This window comes from Pedobacter sp. KBS0701 (assembly GCF_005938645.2).
Lineage (GTDB): Bacteria > Bacteroidota > Bacteroidia > Sphingobacteriales > Sphingobacteriaceae > Pedobacter.
Genome location: NZ_CP042171.1, coordinates 6,101,584 through 6,118,519, shown reverse-complemented (window position 1 = coordinate 6,118,519; position 16,936 = coordinate 6,101,584). Strand labels below are relative to the sequence as shown.

Below are 16,936 nucleotides of genomic sequence, written 5' to 3'. Positions count from 1 at the left end.
TCGCTATACCCTAAACAAACCACGAAATGCCCTTGCAGCATAATACGATTGGGCGCCATTGTGGTACACGAATACATGATCGTAGCGGCGATCACCAAAAAGAGCACCTCCTAACTTTCTGATCTCTGGCGGGGTAACGATCCAGCTGGATGTTTTCGTATCAAACTTGCCGAGTTGCTGCAAAAAGCGGTATTGCTCTTCTGTTAACAGTTCGATACCCATTGCAGCAGCCATATCAATAGCATTATTTTCTGGCTGATGCTCTTTTCTTGACCCTAGTCCTTCCAAATCGTAACAAACACTTCTCCGGCCCTTAGGGCTCTCTGCCGAACAATCGTAAAAAACATATTCACCTGTAGCCTGGTCATAATCTACTACATCGGGTTCGCCGCCGGTTACTTCCATTTCATCAAGTACCCAGAGTTTTTCAGCATTCGCTTCCAATTTTGCCTGTATTTTAGCCCATTCAAAACCTTTATGACGATTCATGTTTTTTTCGAAACGGGTTTTCAGCGTATTCAGCAATCCATGCGTTTGTTCTGCAGATAGTTCTTTTTTGCTCATATTATGGTTTCAATCGAATAGTTGCTCAGTTTCTTTTTTTAAAAATACCAATTTATATTTGGAGCGCAAGGCTTGTACTAAACAAGAAGCTTCTTCCCGTTTTACGCTTTTACGCTTCGCTTCCTCGTGCCTCGTTGCTGCAGGGTAACGCTTCAACCGGGGCTAGTTGGCCAAAACAGCTTTCATTTTCGAGGTTGCAGAGTACATAAACCCCTGTTTCTAAACCCGACAGCAGCGGTTCCGATACTTCATCGGAATTAGCGAATGGCGGGACTGAAGCCCTCCAAGAATTACTGTACACTCATTCCAAATAAAAAAAATAACCATGTAAGTGGCTTATAAGCTTATATTTCCTTCAATGTCTTATATGGTGTAAAACAGAAATAAACCTTTTGGAGCGCGGTGCCTGTACAAAACATCAGGTTTACTCCCGTTTTTGCTTTTACACTTCGTTTCCGCATACTTCGTCGCTGCAGGGTAACGCTCAATATCACTAAGTTGAGGTTTTTAACCACAAATGCACACAGATAAACACGGATTTTTGTATCTGTGTGCATCCTTTTTATCTGTGGTTAAATTATTTTCACCTGTGCCAACGGTTGCTTAACTTAATGAAGTTGGGGTAACGCTTCAACCGGGACAAATAGGCTAAAACAGTGTTTCATTTTTGAGGCTGTAGGGTATACAAACCCCTGTTCCTAAACCCGACAGCAGCGGCAGCCTCCGATTTTTTCTATCGGAGCTACTGCGAATGCCGGAACCAAAGCCCTCCAAGAACCACAAACCACTCAATAAAAAAACTAACCATATAAGGAAACATAAGAGGCATATAAGATTATTTTTTTCTTTAAATCACCCCCTTAATCCGGCTTTATTTTTTGAATTGAATCAATGTATCATCAACAAGATGTGCTATCGATATAAAATTATTGGCTAACGATAAAATTTCATTTTGAAAATCGTTCGCATCACAATTTACCCAACCCTCCATTAAAGTTAGCGGCCATAATTGACACTCACATTTGGCCATTGGGTTTAAAAAAGATTGAAACTGCTCCTGAATACATCGGCAAATGGCCTGCTTTGTATGGCGTAACCTTTAAGATGCCTCAGTTTAAATGCATGAATGTTATAATAAATCTTTTGTTCTTGAATGATGGTATCATTTATCCAATTGGAGAAGAAAATCCTCGATGCTGCAGTTAAGGGGACTTGCCCAGGATTTTTTATAGAGTTTTAAAAATACGGAATCCAAAATCACTCCAAAAGCAGCCTCGATTTCTTTTTCACGAAGCCGTTTTTGATCAAGCTCATCAGCTGCTTTTTGAAATTTCTCTAAGTAAAATGAAGTATGCATATAGCGGTTTTGTAATTAAATGTAGTGAAAAAGGAGTAGATGGCTCACATAAATAAGTCGTCCTCGACTGAAGCGAAATGGAGAGATTTTTGAACTATGTTAAAGATTTTGCTTCGCAGAGCCTTCGGACTCTCTACTGCGGTCGAAATGACGCTCCCGTATCTGTCCATAGCGTTCCATTGGCCTCTACGGATTAATAATAGAAGAGTCTGTGACTCATTTTAATGGAGTTTATAAACTCAATTTTATCTTGTATCCATAGAGCTTCTGCTTAACGCTAGGGACAGGGCGGAATAAAAAAAATCAGGACAGCCGTTTATTGTTTCTTTAACCGTGCTGCTCCGACACAGTTATACAACAACAATACCTTAAGATAACTTTCCCTTTACCTTTTATTTAGCTATTGTTAGCCTGCCGATCTAAAGCGAGGCAAATCTTTGATCTACCTGATCTCCACCAGGGGCATCACTCCACCGAAGCAAGGGTTAAGCAATGTGCAAGCAGGTGTTAGGCACGCCTGGCCGAAAGGTGGCCAAAACGTGGGGTAAAGGTGGCGTAAAGGTGGACTTGGAATATTTTTTTGGGAATCTTTAATCAGATGGATTGAGTTGGGTTATCATCGCTTTTGATTAACCTAATATAATAAAATTATGGTAAAGCGGGCAAAAAAGAGCTTCGTATTTTTTGGCACGGGCAGCAGAAACGCAATTTGTTCGTACCTATCCGTAACGTTCTGAAGGGCGCTACGGATTAATAATTAAAAAGAGTCTGTGACTCGTTTTATGGAGTTTATAAACGCAATCTTAGTCTTGTATCCATAGGAGACGCTATGCTTAAACTACGGACAGAGCGGAGGTAAAAAGATTTCTCCACTGCGGTCGAAATGACGCCCCTTGTATATCTGTCATCAACACTCCGATGTATTTGAAAAATTCTACTGTAATTATATTCATTTTTATACAATAAATTATCCTTCAGGATGATAAACCAAAAAAACTAATCATTCAATCCTTTCCCACTTAATATCTGCGGCATAAACTTTTCAACCCTTGCTTCACGGGTACTGGATTGTTTAGGTGCCGAAAAATGCAACAAATAAGCCCTTTGGCGTCCCGGAGTTAAGGCTTCGAAAGCGATTTTTAAATCAGGAATGTGATCCAGTTTAATTTGAAATTCAGCAGGAATACTGTATTCCGCCGTTTTTTTTAATTCAACTTTTAATCCGGCTTTTTCTACTTCAATGGCTTCAAAAATATAGGTTTTTAAAATCGCTTTCCTTTCTACGATCTGCATTGCAGTGGTAAAACGGATCTGCCTTGCCGATTGCACATTTTCCGTTTGCTGAATCAATAAACCATCATTATCTTTCAATAAAGCACCCTTAAAGAATAAAAAAGCACAGTATTCTTTAAAATCATGAATTAAAACGATGTTGCTTCCATTATAAGTATAGCAGGGACTGCCCCATTTCAATTCTTCGGTAAGCTTACAATCAAGCGCAATACCTCTTAATAAATTTACTGCTTCCTGCCACTTTTTGGTTTTATTAAAATAAAAATCAACTTTTGAGTTCATCGTAATTATAGATTAGTTGAAACAATTTTCCTTTCTGCAGGCCTGAAATACCATGACAGCACAATTAACACCAGTAACAACAATGGCCCGAAATAGGCAGAAATACTAGTATCGCCAATAGCAATATGCGAGAAAACAGCACCAGACATGGCAAAGAAAAAACCTGCATAAGCCCATTCTTTTAGTAAGGTAAATTTAGGAATTAACACCGCAACAACACCCAATATTTTCCAACCCCCCAATATTGTCATAAAATAAAGTGGATAACCCAACTGGCTAAAAAGAGCTATTTCTTCCTTCATTTTTAACAACTGTACAATACCGGTTGATAACATGCCTAATGACAGCCATGCCGTAGCAATCCAATAGATAATTTTGTTTCTCTTTGTCATGATCTGTTATTTTGATTCACCAACAACATCCTGTAACCGGTTATGTGCCATGTTAATGCCCTGGGCAAACGGAAGTGCTAAAATCTGATCTCTCATCCCAACCGATTTATAGATCACATGCATGGTGAGTTTACTCCGCTCATTGTCCAGTTTTTCGAAGGTCAAAAATTCAAGTTGAGGATCAAACGGCGTATTTTCCATTTCGAATGTCCGCGTAATTTTTTCATCTGGTACAAATTCGTGGATTACGCCACTGGCGATAAAGGCTACATTACCCTTGTGATCAGAAGTTTCGAAAGTATAACTACCGTGTTTTTTGTTTTCCAGCTTTAGCACTTTGGTGCCCATCCATTGTGCTACAATTTCGGGTTCTACATAAGCTTTAAAAAGCAAATCAACAGGCAGCTCAAATTCTCTCGTAATTACGATTTCCTGCTTGCCATTTTCGGCATCAATTTTTGTTTTCTGTTCCATGCTATGCTATTTGCCTGGTTTATAGTTCTGCATAATATCTTCCAGTTTATTAAACCTGTCATCCCACATTTTGCGAAAAGGCTCAATAAAATCGGCTATTTCTTTCATCTTTTTTGCATTAGTGTGGTAATGCACTTCTCTACCAGTTTGTTTTTGCGCTAACAATTCGCACTCGGTAAGAATTTGCAGGTGTTTTGAAACAGTTGGCCTTGCGGTGTCGAAATTGGCAGCTATTGCGCCAGCCGTCATAGACTGTGAAGCTACCAACAACAATATTGCCCTTCTGGTAGGGTCGGCAATCGCCTGAAATACATCTCTTCTCAAATTCATTATGTAGCTATTTGACTACAAATATAAGCGTAGTCATTTAACTACGCAAATTTTATTGAGAGTTTTTTACTTTTCAACCAATTGTTATAAATCAGCAATTAAAATTAAAGTGATTAAACTCTACAGGGTAAGTAGTGCCTTACCTATAATTCCGTAACCTAAGTACATAAGATTATTCCTGTTTCGTTTCCTGTACATTTAGGTACTTGGACCTGAAGCCAGACGGAGATTCGCCGGTTTTAATAAAAAATAATCTGCTAAAATAGGCAGGATCTTCATAACCCAACGCATAGGCAATTTCTTTTGCTGTTCTGTTGGTGTGTACCAGCAATCTTTTTGCTTCCAGCATAATCCTATTTTTGATGATTTCGTTGGGCTGAGGTAGATTAAGCCGCTTAAACCGATGAGTAAGCGTTTTTGGGGCTATCATCATCCGGTCGGCATAATCCGCAACATTATGCTTTTGTTTAAAGTTAGCTTCAACCAATTGTGTAAATTTTCTGAAAAACTCGAGGTCGTTATTGGGTCTGGCGGCCATCACCCCTTCTAAGTGCTGTACCTTCCATAATCTGGTCGACTTGATCAAGAGCTGTTTAAGGTAAGTTCTAATCATTTCTTCCAGCGAGCCATCCTTCAATTCAAATTCGTCTTCCATCCTCGAAAACAAGTATTCCATAAAAGCAGCATCCTGCGCCGGTATCACCGTCATTGGCATATTATTGATGTTATTAAACAAGAGCCCATCACAGGCAACTTCTTCATCATGCAACTGTATGCAGTAAAAGTCGCGGTTATAAAAAACCAATCGACCAGGTTGCTCACCAAGTTTTTCGATGCTCAGTACCTGATTTGGACTGATAAAGAATAGTGTTGGACCAGAAGTGGTATATACATTAAAATCTACTTTTATCTCAAATCCTTCATTAAGATAAAGCACCTTGATATAGGATTTATATGATTCGGAATTAATGACTTCGATACTTTGTAAATCGACATTTAACATGCCGATGGTTTTAAGGTTCTCGTCAAAAATGCTTCGTTTCATAATCGGGCTAATCAAATAAGTTAAAGATAAAAATACGATTCTTCGTGATGATTTTATTATGGGCTGAAACGAAAATTACCTGTAGATATCTAAACCTACAGGCAAATTTTTAATTATTTTTTCGCAAACTGTTCTAGCTCAGAGTTGAATTTATCCATCTCCTCTACAAAAAGTGCATGTCCGCTATTCTCGAATTTTACAATGTATGAGTTTTTTAAGCCTTTATGTAGTTGCTCGGCTAGCGTAAAATCAATCAGTTGATCTTTTGTACCCTGAAATATGGCTACTGGGATGGTTACGTTTTTAAGCACAGGACGCAAATCCAGATCGCCAAGGGCACTGATAGATTCGGTAACTACATACGGACTTGCAGATAAGTTGATACTTTCAAGCCATTTCTCTGTATTTTTTTGAAGTGTGGTACCTTTGGCCGCAAATGCTGCACCTAATCCGCCTATCAGATCTTCTCTGCTGGTCATGGTTTGTTTGATCAGTCCGGCAGCACCTTCTTCAGATATTCCGTAATTGTAATCCGCACGTTGTTTCCAGGATGGAGCAGCTGCCGCAAATAGCGCAAGTTTGCTCACATGTGCAGATTTATACTTATTTACATAATGGATGGTAACGGCACCGCCCATAGAGAAACCGCCCAGAACAGCATTTTCTATTTTTAAGGTATGAAGAACAGCATAAATATCATCAGAAAAAACATCAAAATTGTATTTCCCATAAGGCTTATCAGATTTACCGAAACCACGTAAGGTAATACCGATTACCCTAAAACCTTTCCTTACCAGATATTGGTATTGATATTCGTACATTTCATCACTAAGTGGCCATCCATGAATCAGTACAATTGGCTGTCCTTCGCCAAGATCAGTTACATGAAGTTTTACACCTGGCTCAACTTCGATATATTCTGCCCTTCCGGCGGAAGCGGGAACTCTTTTATTTTGTGAAAAAGCAAATTGGCTTGTAATTAAGGTAATAATCAGGCTTGTTGTTAAGATTAGATTTTTCATTGTTACTTTTTTTAAATTAATGTTTGAAATATTTGTTGTTTGTTGACAATACAAAGGTGGGGAGAGAACCCTGCCTAAAGAATGGACAAACAGACAACAATCTTGTACATTTTTCCCACAAACAAATATTTATCGAATCCTTATCGATTAAATCATCAGACATTAATCCCATCTCCGAAAACATCCTTAATGATAATAAAGCAAATATCTTGAGTATGTTTAATTATTGCGATACGGAAATACGAATCGTATATGGATTAATTTTACACTATCCGAATCTTAACGCCGTACTTGTGGGAAACTATGCTATACCTGAATTTTGCAAAAAACATATACAATGGAAATGCAATTTAATTTCAACAGCGAACTATCAAATAAGATTGCCCTGGTAACAGGCGGAACCAAAGGCACCGGAAAGGCAAACTTCCATTCTATGAAAGCACACTACCCTATGCGGCAGCAAAAGCCGGGCTGATTAATTACAGCAAAGGACGCTCTAAAGAAGTTGCTCCAAAAGGAGGGCGGGTTTTACCGGTTTCTCCAGGCTCGATCATGACCGGTGGCCCAAAACGAATGATGGAACGTATAGCGAATAGCGAAACAATTTCCATAGAACAAGCTACACAAAGGATGTGCTTTTTGTAAAAAGATTTTTAAAGAATTGTTCAGAAAATCCTAACCTAAAAAATAGCCCATTCTTTTTGCGAAAATGGGCTATTTAGAACCCTTTTTCCGTAAAATTAGACAATCATATCATCTGATACTTTTTGCTAAAAAAAGAATAAAACGCCTATTTATTGGCGGGGCTGTAGCGTTAGCTGACAATTATCCGTATAAGCAGTATAACCAACCGATATGAAATTTTTAACCAAACCACTTACCTCATTCATTTCCCTTAGCTTTGCGCTTGCCCTGTTGTTTTCTGGCTGTAAAAAAGAAGAACTCACCGCTGCCCAATGGGGAGAGCGTGCAGTTGCCAAACGTAACGAGATCATGGCTCTATCAACCAATATCCCTTGCAGCCAAAAAGCCCAGGTAACCGTGCAAACCATCGAGTTCAATTGCTCCGTGCAGTTTTACCCTATATTGTCTTCTGACCTGCAAAAATATGAAAGGCTTAAAAAGGAATACCTCGATTTCACCGACAATCAATATGCTGCCTGGTATAAAGAGGGGTTAATTGTAGAGCCCTGCTTTGAAAGCCTGTGGACCACCGACCAGCCAGTTAGACTGGATTGTAAAAATGATAAAGTTTACCTGATTACCGCGGAGAACCTACCGGTTGAAGAAGCAAAATCACTAGTCACCACAACCAAAAACCAGCTCGACATCCTGACCTCCGCATTAAGCTGCAGCAGTGAGGCAAACTGGAGTTTTACCAGATTAATCAACCACCAGACTATGAGCATGGAATATATTCCCTATTCACTCACAACAGGCTATAAAGAATTCAAGGCAAAGGTCTCATTATACAACAGGCTAAACCTTAATGTGATCAAAGCTGAAAATAAAGGAAATCACTTCACAAATATAAAAACGGTAGAGAAAATAGAATGCGTAAATGGCAAACCGGTAATCAAATTCAAAAATTAAAACATATCAGGCAAAAAACTTCCCCGGTTCAGCTAATAATACTTATATGAGCATTTTATGAGGAAGACTTTTAAGCTACATTTTCAATAGGTGATTAGCGGACAATTCCCTCTCCTTGTCAAAAAAATCTAGCAGACTGTGCTTCTTTGCTATTCGATAACTAAGAGTATGCTTGCGTCATTTTCTTCCAGATTTGCTATAAATACACTCATTAATCAATGGGTTACATTTTGCCTTTTGTAATAATTTAGTGATATTCACGGTTCTGATACATTATTCAAATTTTAGTATTCTTAAACCGGCCATGATCGCTTACCATCTTCTCTCTGACAGTGAGTTAGCTGCCCAGCTAAAAACAGGGGATGATGTCGCTTTCAATGAAATTTATAAACGCTACTGGAAATCATTATACGAATCGGCTTATGCTGTATTAAAGGACAGTACCTCTTGTGATGATATTGTTCAGGAGATTTTCGTATGGGTATGGACAAATCGTGAAAAACACTTAACAGACTCTTTCCGTCCCTATTTACATGCTGCAGTGAAGTATAAAATTGCTAATCTTATTCGGCATGGAAAAGTAAAAGACGCATACCTCGCCCGTTCGTTAACATTAAAACACCGTGCTGAAACAGACGAGAATGAACTGGAATTAAAAGAACTTAAAGAGATTATTGCACAATTCACTTCAAAACTTCCATCTCGTGCAAAATTGATTTTCCAATTAAGCAGAAATGAATTATTAAGCAATAAAGAAATTGCCCTGCAGCTCGGCATATCAGAAAAAACAGTCGAGAATCAAATGAATATCAGCCTTAAAAAACTCAAAAAAACATTGGGAAACCTGTCTTTTTTGATGAGCTTAATTTAGTTTCAATATTATTTTATTTTTTCTTGGGTGCTACGGCCATTTTAAGTTATATGTTACTGTACGCGGTAATAAAATATTGTGAGTAACATGAACAATGAAGAGCTTTTAAAGCTGGCTGAAAAGATAAGTATTGGCAAAGTTTCAGATGAGGAAATTGCACGCTACAATGCCTGGTACAGTTCAGTAACGGTTGAAAACGATTCGGCAAGCCAGGCATTAGGCAATGCTGATCTGAAGGAGGCCCAGCTTTTTAGTCAGATCCAGGCAAAAATAAGTCGCCGCAAAACAAAGAAAATCTGGCCTTTATACTCAGGAATTGCCGCTGCAGCAGCGATGATTTTATTCACTGTATGGATTTACTTTGTACCCAGTCAAGTTGATAAAAAAGTTGCTAAACAATATAAGCAAGATTTCACTCCTGGTAAGATTGCTGCCACCTTGCTTCTTTCAAACGGACAGTCAATTCGACTATCTGATGATTCACAAGGCACAATTGCGAAAGATAATGGGGTTACCATTACTAAAACAACAGACGGCCAGATTGTTTATCACCTAAAAAATGTAAATGCAAGTGCCAATACATTAAACACCCTTGCCACCGCAAAAGGAGAAACCTTTGCAATCGTTTTACCTGATCAAAGTAAAGTCTGGCTTAATGCCACATCAAAATTAACCTATCCGACAAATTTGAGTGCAAATCGCTATCGCACAGTTAAGCTTGAGGGCGAAGCCTATTTTGAAGTTTCAAAAGACAAAATGCATCCGTTTATAGTGGAGACTAATGGACAGCAGATTAAAGTATTAGGTACTCATTTTAATGTGAGCGCCTATAGTGATGACGCGGCTACCCAAACAACTTTGTTAGAAGGTCGCGTACAAGTAGTTTCAAACCTGGGCAACCATGCCATATTGACTCCGGGACAGGAAGCTAGTCAGTCTAAAGGTATAATAAATGTTCAGCAGGTTAATGCCGCCGAAGCGATAGCATGGAAAAATGGTGAATTTGTATTTAACGATGAACCCTTGGAATCCATTATGCGAAAAATAGCGAGATGGTATAATCTCGAAGTGGAATACAAGGACGAAAGTGTACGAAATAAACTCTTTTCAGGGGGCATATCTAAATTTGCGAATGTATCAGATGTTTTAAGAATGTTGCAGTTAACGAAGGATGTACAATTTGAGATCAGAGAAAGGAGGATTATAGTGAAAAAATAGCTACCAAGAACTATTAACTAATGTCAAAAGAGGCCAAAAGTGGTGGAACACTTCTGGCCGTAAGTTTGGCAAAAAGTCAATAAATACTGTAAATCGATCAACTAAACCAAACTCAAACAAATGTATAAAATTTATACTTACAAATGGGGTATTCAACTATCCCGTATTAGACCTCTATTGCTCACGATGCGCTTAACTACCGCTGTTTTGATAATCTCCATGATGCAGGTAAATGCCTCAGGATTCGCACAGAAACTTACCTTTAAGGCGAGCAATGGCCAGCTTAAACAACTTTTTACAGAGATTAAAAGGCAAACGGGTTACAACGTTGTCTGGAATGCCGAGCGGATAAGATCTGCAAAACCCATCAGTGTAAACTTTATAAACACCGATTTAGAGCAGGCCCTGAAGATCAGCTTATCCAATCAGGCCTTAACCTACACCATCGAAAAAAAGACGGTGGTGATTAGCGAAAAGGAAACGCCCGCTTTATTTAAACCTATATTTTTTGCTATTGACGCACGCGGTACCGTAGTGGATGGGAATGGAAAGCCACTTCCTGGAGCAAATGTTAGGCATCAAAGAACAGGTACGATCGTATTGACCGACAACCTTGGGGATTTCGTATTAAAAGGAATCAATGAAGATGATATTCTCGAGATTACCTTTATGGGCTACAACCCGGTTGAAGTAAAGGCAAAACCTGCAATTGGAACAATTAAAATGTCTGTTTTAACGAATGAGTTAAGTGCTGTTGAAGTCGTGTCTACCGGTTTCCAAACGCTGGCAAAAAACAGGGCATCCGGAACGATTGAACACATTGGTCAGGAGGTGCTGGCAAACCGCCCGAACACCGACCTTTCGTCCATGTTGCAGGGTGTCGTGGCGGGTATGCAAGGTTCGGAGAGCGCTAATGGCAACATTGCATTTACCATCAGGGGGATTTCAACTTTGGGAACCACGAATAACCAACGCTCTCCTTTAATTGTTATCGACGGCTTCCCTTTAATGAATGGTGATTTTTCGGCAATCAACCCAAATGATGTAGAAAGTGTGGATGTGCTTAAAGATGCGGCAGCTTCAGCAATCTGGGGCGCACGTTCTGCCAACGGGGTAATTGTTGTAACGACTAAAAAAGGCAGGGGCAAACAAGGATTATCGATAGACGTTAGTGCTTTTACACGGGTGTCTGAAAGACCAGATCTTGACCAAATCTATACCATTGCCAACTCTGCCGATCAGATTGCCTACGAAAAACTGGCTTTTGCAAAAAAAATATATCCAACTGCGGGCTTCTTTTATCAGGGCGGCCTGTTTCCCAGTGATTTTACCTTCACGCTTACCAATGCCCAACAATTATTGTTTGCAAACCAATACGGCAGGCTCTCAACCACGGAGATGAATACCGGCCTGGATGAGTTGAGCAAAGTAGATAATCGGAATCAGATTCAAAAATACCTGATGCGACATGCCATTACACAGCAGTATAATGTCAGTTTGAGTAATAACACCGAGAAATCTAAAACTTATCTGTCACTATTGTTAGAAGATAATAAGGATCGGTTTATCGGCAACGGATTTAAGAAATATGATATTAATTTTTCAAACGAATACAAATTGACGAAATTTTTAACGTTTAACTTTAATACTTTTCTTCAGTATAACGGGCAGCAAAATAGTGGGGTAACGCTTTCCGAGTTGAATGGCTATCCTACGCTTTTTGGCGGCGGACTATCGTCTTATGAGCTTCTGCTCAACCCGGATGGGACTTATGCAAAACAGGCAGCAGGCGGCAACACTGGTACTAGTGGTCCTGATCCATACATATTATCGCAATTACCAATGAATAAATTTCCCTATCCAGACTGGAGCTATAACTTGTTGAGGGAAATGAGGGGTCGCGACTTGCAGTCGGCAAATTATAATGCCCGTATCCAGACAGGCCTAACCGCAAAATTACTACCAGGTTTAACGCTGGATGCAAAGGTGCAGATTGAACGTGGCAAAACTGCGGTAAAAAATCATTATAGTGACGACACCTATTTTGTAAGGAATCTGGTTAATACAAATTTACAATATAACAATACCACCAAAGTTGTAGGCAATGTTTATATCCCTAAAGGCGGGATTCTTCAGAAAAATGATACAGAGGTTAGCAATTATAACTATAGGGGCCAACTTTCTTACATCAAAAATATAGGGCGTAAATTTGATGTTAATGCAATTATAGGTGGTGAGGTATCGCAATACCGTACAGATGGCACAATATACCCATGGTTATATGGCTACAATCCGGCTACATTAACGTCGATAGTTCCACCCTACGGATACGGAAGTTCAGTAGATTTTTTCCCTAATGGAACCGTTACAGGAGACAACCTGGCCTCGATTCAAGGCGGAAACACGACATTATCTTATGGATTAGACCGTTACGTTTCTTATTTTGCGGCAAGTGATATCACCTATAACAAAAAGTATACGCTTTCATTAAACATTCGTGGTGATGCTTCTAACTACATTACCTCAATCCCTTCACTCCGCTGGTCCCCATTTTGGTCAGTAGGCGGTAACTGGGATGTTAAAGCAGAAAATTTCATATCCTCCAGCGACTGGATAGACTACCTGCACCTGCGCGCAAGTTACGGTAGCAATGGCACGGCAGATAAATCTACATCTACTCAGGCACTTGTTAACGTTGGTACATCGCCAAATGTTGGAACTGGTACAATCACGGCTACCATCAGCAGTTTTGGTAATCCTTACCTGCATTGGGAGCGCACACATACCATCAACTTCGGTGTTGATTTTGCCCTCTTAAAAAATAAACTGACCGGTAGCATTAACGTTTATAACAAACAGAGTACCGAGGTTACCGGAACGGTTGCCTTGCCGCAGGCATACGGTACGTCATCGCAAAAGTTTAATAATGCAGAAATTCTAAATCGCGGTATCGAAATCCAATTGGGAACAACATTAAAATTACCTGCAGGTATTGGATACAGCACTTCACTAAACTATGCATATAACCACAATGTTGTTACCGATCTGTACTTTCCTAATCCAATTAATGCAAACTTAACTGCGCCAGGAAATGCTTTTGTACAGGGCCAGCCGGTTAATTCATTCTACACGTATGACTATGCCGGTGTAGATGCCACGGGAATGCCGCAGATTTACGGATTAAATGGGGCCAGATTTGGATTTAATTCTCAAACCCTGCTGGCAAGTAATGACGGCATCACAAAGGGTTACATGCACTATGCAGGTACTGCAACTCCACCGCATACCCTGGGATGGAGAAACACATTTACCTTTGGCAATTTTACCCTGACGGCGCAACTCATCGGAACCTTCGGTGCCCACTTTCTTAACCCTTCATTCAACTATGGAAGTGCATTTGTTGGATTTGGAAAAACTGCACCAAACCGTTTTGTAAGACAAGTGTTAGACGGCGACCCGACAGTGCCACCATTATTGGCTGACCCAGCCATTACAATTTGGCCACGATACTCACCTTTTCTAACGAGTTACATTGAAAGTTCATCCTACATACAACTTAAGGAACTGTACCTCAGTTACAATATCCCGGCAAAAATATTTGAGCGGGCAAAGTTGAGAAACTTCAATGTCTTTGTACAGGCAAGGGACTTAGGCATGGTTTGGAACAATAATACCCATGGTTACAACCCGGACTTTTTGCCGGGAACTGACCGACCTGTAGCCGCCTACACCTTTGGTTTCAAATTCGGAATATAACATTGGTTTTTAATAACGATTTAGAGATGAAAAAAATTAGATATGCAGTCATGCTGCTGGCTTTTGTGAGCCTTGCATCGTGCAAAAAATATTTGGAGGAGCCTAACAAAATTCAGGCTTCCATTACAACAACTGCTCAGTTACAAGCACTACTCGATAATGTTGCAAATACATCGCCTGATTGGAGCAGCCAATTCGCAGCAAATTACGCGGCAATGAATGCAAGTGACGATGTGGAGATAAACTTAGCGGCTTTTAATGCATCCCCAGGCGCATTAGACTTGAACAGTGCATTTTATTATACATTCGACGCTGATAAACTGATACAAACGTCAGCAAGTGATGCGGTATGGTCGAACGCATTTCAACGTATATTAACCGCCAACGTGATTCTTGCAAATGTCGACAACGTGAGCGGCAGCGATGAAGCTAAAAATATGATTAGAGCCAATGCCTATTTTGATAGAGGTTATGCCTATTGGACTTTGGTAAATCAATACTGCCAGCCTTACCATGCAAGTACGCTTCAATCGCTTGGTCTGCCGTTGAGGAAAACGGTAAGTTATACCGAATCTTTAACCCGTGCAACTTTAAAAGAAACCTATGATTTTATACTTTCCGATATTTTACAAGCGCAGGCTTTAGTAAGTTATTCAGACGTGAATCCCCTGTTTAGATGGAGAGTTAGTAAAACGGCTATAGAAGCTTTTTTAAGCAGGTATTACTTATTTACAGGCGATTATAATGCATCACTTAGCCACGCCAATAATGCACTGACAACAACAAATGCCCAATTGGTTAATTTTAATACGATTGAACCCGCAACTAACCCGACTATTTACAGACCTGACGGAGCCAACGGCCCTGCGTATGTGGTTAATTATTCAAGTCTTAGTCAATGGACAAATACCCAATACCTTGCCTGGCCAGAATTCTTCTATACAAGTTTTACAGCCGGCCTTAATACAGGCAGAAATACATTCAATGCCAGTCCTTCACTAATTGCAACTTACGGACCTAACGAAACGGAAAGAGCAAAGGATTTAAGGTACAAGCATTTTATGCCCGAAAATAGTGGTTTTACCGCACAATGGAAGACACCTGGATTAAATAGCTTTAAACAGTTTGGCCTCAATTTAATTCCAACAGGGCCAACGATAGCGGAGGTGATGTTGAATAAAGCCGAAGCTTCTGCACGGTTGGGTGATTTTGCCACAGCTTCATCTTTGATCAAAGCACTTAGAACCAAACGTTTTGTGACCGGTTATGCTGATTTAGATTTGGGATTTAATGCTACAAATGCCCTAACCTTAGTTCTGCAGGAGCGACGCAGAGAACTTCCTTTCGCATTCAGGTGGTACGATATCCGTCGTTTTGCCTACAATGAAACGACCAGCGACGATGTTGTAGTTACACACCAGTTCTATAACGTAACATTAAGCGCTGTGGACAGAACCTCACCAAAAACCTACACCATGCCCGTTAAAAGCGCTCATTACATGATCCAGATTCCGAATAATGATGTTATCCAATCTCAGGGGCAGATTCAGCAAAACACTTACTAATTTTTTATACAGATAATAAAATAAAAAACATGAAAATTCAGGATATAATAAAGCGGTTGAACATTTTAGTGTTTGGCTTAACTTTAATTGCAGGTATCTTCTGTCAGGCAAATGCACAAGAGAAAGCGACAAAAAAACTCTCATTAGGCGACCCTGCCCCAAAGCTGACCTATTCAAAATGGATCCAGGGGCCAAAACCGATTACAAAAATTGATCAGGATAAGGTTTATGTTATTGAATTTTGGGCAACATGGTGCGGGCCTTGTATTGCTGTAATGCCACATCTTTCAGAGCTTGCTAAAAAATACGAAGGTAAGATCAATTTTATTGGTTGCAATGTTTGGGAAAACATGTACGGTGGACCAAAAGACCAGGAAACTTATCTTCCCAAAGTAACCACCTTTGTAAATGACCAGTTTAAAAAAGGCCGTTTAACCTACAATGTCATCACAGACAATACAGCCGAAGACATGGGAAATAACTGGCTAAAAGCCGCGGGGCAAAATGGCATCCCCTCATCATTTGCAATCCAAAATGGAAATATCGCCTGGATTGGACATCCTGTCTATCTCGATTCAATTCTTAACGCTATAGATAAGGGAACTTACGATTACAAGGTAGAAAAAGCAAAAAAAGAAGAACAGGAAATCCGCAATCAAAAAACTTCAGCTGGCTATACCAATGCAATCAAAGCTTACAAAGCAGAAGAAACCGCTAAAAACTACGACAAGGCTTTAAAGTTGATGGAGGAAGCGACGGTAAAATTTCCAAATAATAGCTACCTATTTGCTACCGATAAATTTAATCTATTGTTAAAACATTATAGCGTTGATAAAGCTATTGCATACGGTAAAGCTTTGCAGAGCGACAAACTAGCCGGACAGGTATTAATAGCTAACCTTTACAAGGATGATAAACTACCTGTAGAAGTCTACAAATTTGCGGTTGAGGCCGTAAAGGGATGGGGTATGTCCAATTATTCCAAGGTCTTTGATATTTTAGCAACTTTACAAATGCGTGCCGGTCAGATTAAAGAAGCAGCTGAAAGCCAGCAAAAGGCAGTTGATGTTGCCAAAGGAGAAAAGGATAACCCCGGTATTACAGAAGGCGTAATCCAGGATTACCAGAAAAAAGCAGATGAGTATAAATTGAAAGCAGCAGGGAAGATTTAAAA

At 39.7% G+C, this 16,936-nt stretch carries 16 protein-coding genes; 7 read left to right on the top strand and 9 right to left on the bottom strand.

The window, feature by feature from the left end; genetic code table 11:
* Positions 1–3 precede the first annotated feature (3 nt).
* The 9 genes from FFJ24_RS25025 to FFJ24_RS24985 form a co-directional block, all read right to left on the bottom strand.
* Positions 4–564, bottom strand: coding sequence for a DUF4256 domain-containing protein (locus FFJ24_RS25025; RefSeq protein WP_138819809.1), 561 nt, complete (start codon positions 562–564; stop codon positions 4–6).
* A gap of 344 nt (positions 565–908) precedes the next feature.
* The gene (locus tag FFJ24_RS25020) at positions 909–1,121 is read right to left on the bottom strand and encodes a hypothetical protein (protein WP_138819808.1); all 213 of its coding nucleotides are present in this window, start codon (positions 1,119–1,121) and stop codon (positions 909–911) included.
* A gap of 605 nt (positions 1,122–1,726) precedes the next feature.
* Positions 1,727–1,921, bottom strand: coding sequence for a hypothetical protein (locus tag FFJ24_RS25015; protein ID WP_138819807.1), 195 nt, complete (start codon positions 1,919–1,921; stop codon positions 1,727–1,729).
* Positions 1,922–2,917: 996 nt separating this feature from the next.
* The gene (locus FFJ24_RS25010; protein WP_138819806.1) at positions 2,918–3,496 is read right to left on the bottom strand and encodes a YdeI family protein; all 579 of its coding nucleotides are present in this window, start codon (positions 3,494–3,496) and stop codon (positions 2,918–2,920) included.
* Between the two features lie 5 nt (positions 3,497–3,501).
* A complete protein-coding gene (locus FFJ24_RS25005; protein WP_138819805.1) occupies positions 3,502–3,888 on the bottom strand; it encodes a DoxX family protein in 387 nt (128 codons plus the stop codon).
* Positions 3,889–3,894: 6 nt separating this feature from the next.
* On the bottom strand, positions 3,895–4,362 hold the full coding sequence (locus FFJ24_RS25000; RefSeq protein ID WP_138819804.1) for an SRPBCC domain-containing protein: 468 nt from the start codon (positions 4,360–4,362) through the stop codon (positions 3,895–3,897).
* A gap of 6 nt (positions 4,363–4,368) precedes the next feature.
* Entirely contained in the window at positions 4,369–4,692 is a 324-nt protein-coding gene (locus tag FFJ24_RS24995; RefSeq protein ID WP_138819803.1) for a helix-turn-helix transcriptional regulator, read from the bottom strand.
* A 172-nt stretch (positions 4,693–4,864) separates the two neighbouring features.
* Positions 4,865–5,737: a helix-turn-helix domain-containing protein gene (locus FFJ24_RS24990; RefSeq protein WP_138819802.1), complete on the bottom strand. Its 873-nt coding sequence runs from the start codon at positions 5,735–5,737 to the stop codon at positions 4,865–4,867.
* 113 nt (positions 5,738–5,850) lie between these two features.
* A complete protein-coding gene (locus FFJ24_RS24985; RefSeq protein ID WP_138819801.1) occupies positions 5,851–6,759 on the bottom strand; it encodes an alpha/beta fold hydrolase in 909 nt (302 codons plus the stop codon).
* A gap of 337 nt (positions 6,760–7,096) precedes the next feature.
* On the opposite strand from FFJ24_RS24985, the gene FFJ24_RS26255 reads away from it, so the two are divergent.
* The 7 genes from FFJ24_RS26255 to FFJ24_RS24950 all read left to right on the top strand — a co-directional run bounded on the left by FFJ24_RS26255 (position 7,097) and on the right by FFJ24_RS24950 (position 16,934).
* A complete protein-coding gene (locus FFJ24_RS26255; RefSeq protein WP_168202549.1) occupies positions 7,097–7,234 on the top strand; it encodes a hypothetical protein in 138 nt (45 codons plus the stop codon).
* Positions 7,235–7,614: 380 nt separating this feature from the next.
* The gene (locus FFJ24_RS24975; RefSeq protein WP_138819800.1) at positions 7,615–8,352 is read left to right on the top strand and encodes a hypothetical protein; all 738 of its coding nucleotides are present in this window, start codon (positions 7,615–7,617) and stop codon (positions 8,350–8,352) included.
* A 304-nt stretch (positions 8,353–8,656) separates the two neighbouring features.
* Positions 8,657–9,223: an RNA polymerase sigma-70 factor gene (locus FFJ24_RS24970; RefSeq protein ID WP_138819799.1), complete on the top strand. Its 567-nt coding sequence runs from the start codon at positions 8,657–8,659 to the stop codon at positions 9,221–9,223.
* 87 nt (positions 9,224–9,310) lie between these two features.
* Complete coding sequence (locus tag FFJ24_RS24965; RefSeq protein WP_138819798.1) at positions 9,311–10,441, top strand: FecR family protein; 1,131 nt, start codon at positions 9,311–9,313, stop codon at positions 10,439–10,441.
* 120 nt (positions 10,442–10,561) lie between these two features.
* On the top strand, positions 10,562–14,197 hold the full coding sequence (locus FFJ24_RS24960; protein WP_138819797.1) for a SusC/RagA family TonB-linked outer membrane protein: 3,636 nt from the start codon (positions 10,562–10,564) through the stop codon (positions 14,195–14,197).
* Between the two features lie 26 nt (positions 14,198–14,223).
* Positions 14,224–15,762 carry a RagB/SusD family nutrient uptake outer membrane protein gene (locus FFJ24_RS24955; RefSeq protein WP_138819796.1) on the top strand — a complete coding sequence of 513 codons (1,539 nt, stop codon included), beginning with the start codon at positions 14,224–14,226 and terminating at the stop codon, positions 15,760–15,762.
* Positions 15,763–15,791: 29 nt separating this feature from the next.
* Positions 15,792–16,934 carry a thioredoxin family protein gene (locus tag FFJ24_RS24950; protein ID WP_138819795.1) on the top strand — a complete coding sequence of 381 codons (1,143 nt, stop codon included), beginning with the start codon at positions 15,792–15,794 and terminating at the stop codon, positions 16,932–16,934.
* The last annotated feature ends 2 nt before the right edge of the window (positions 16,935–16,936 follow it).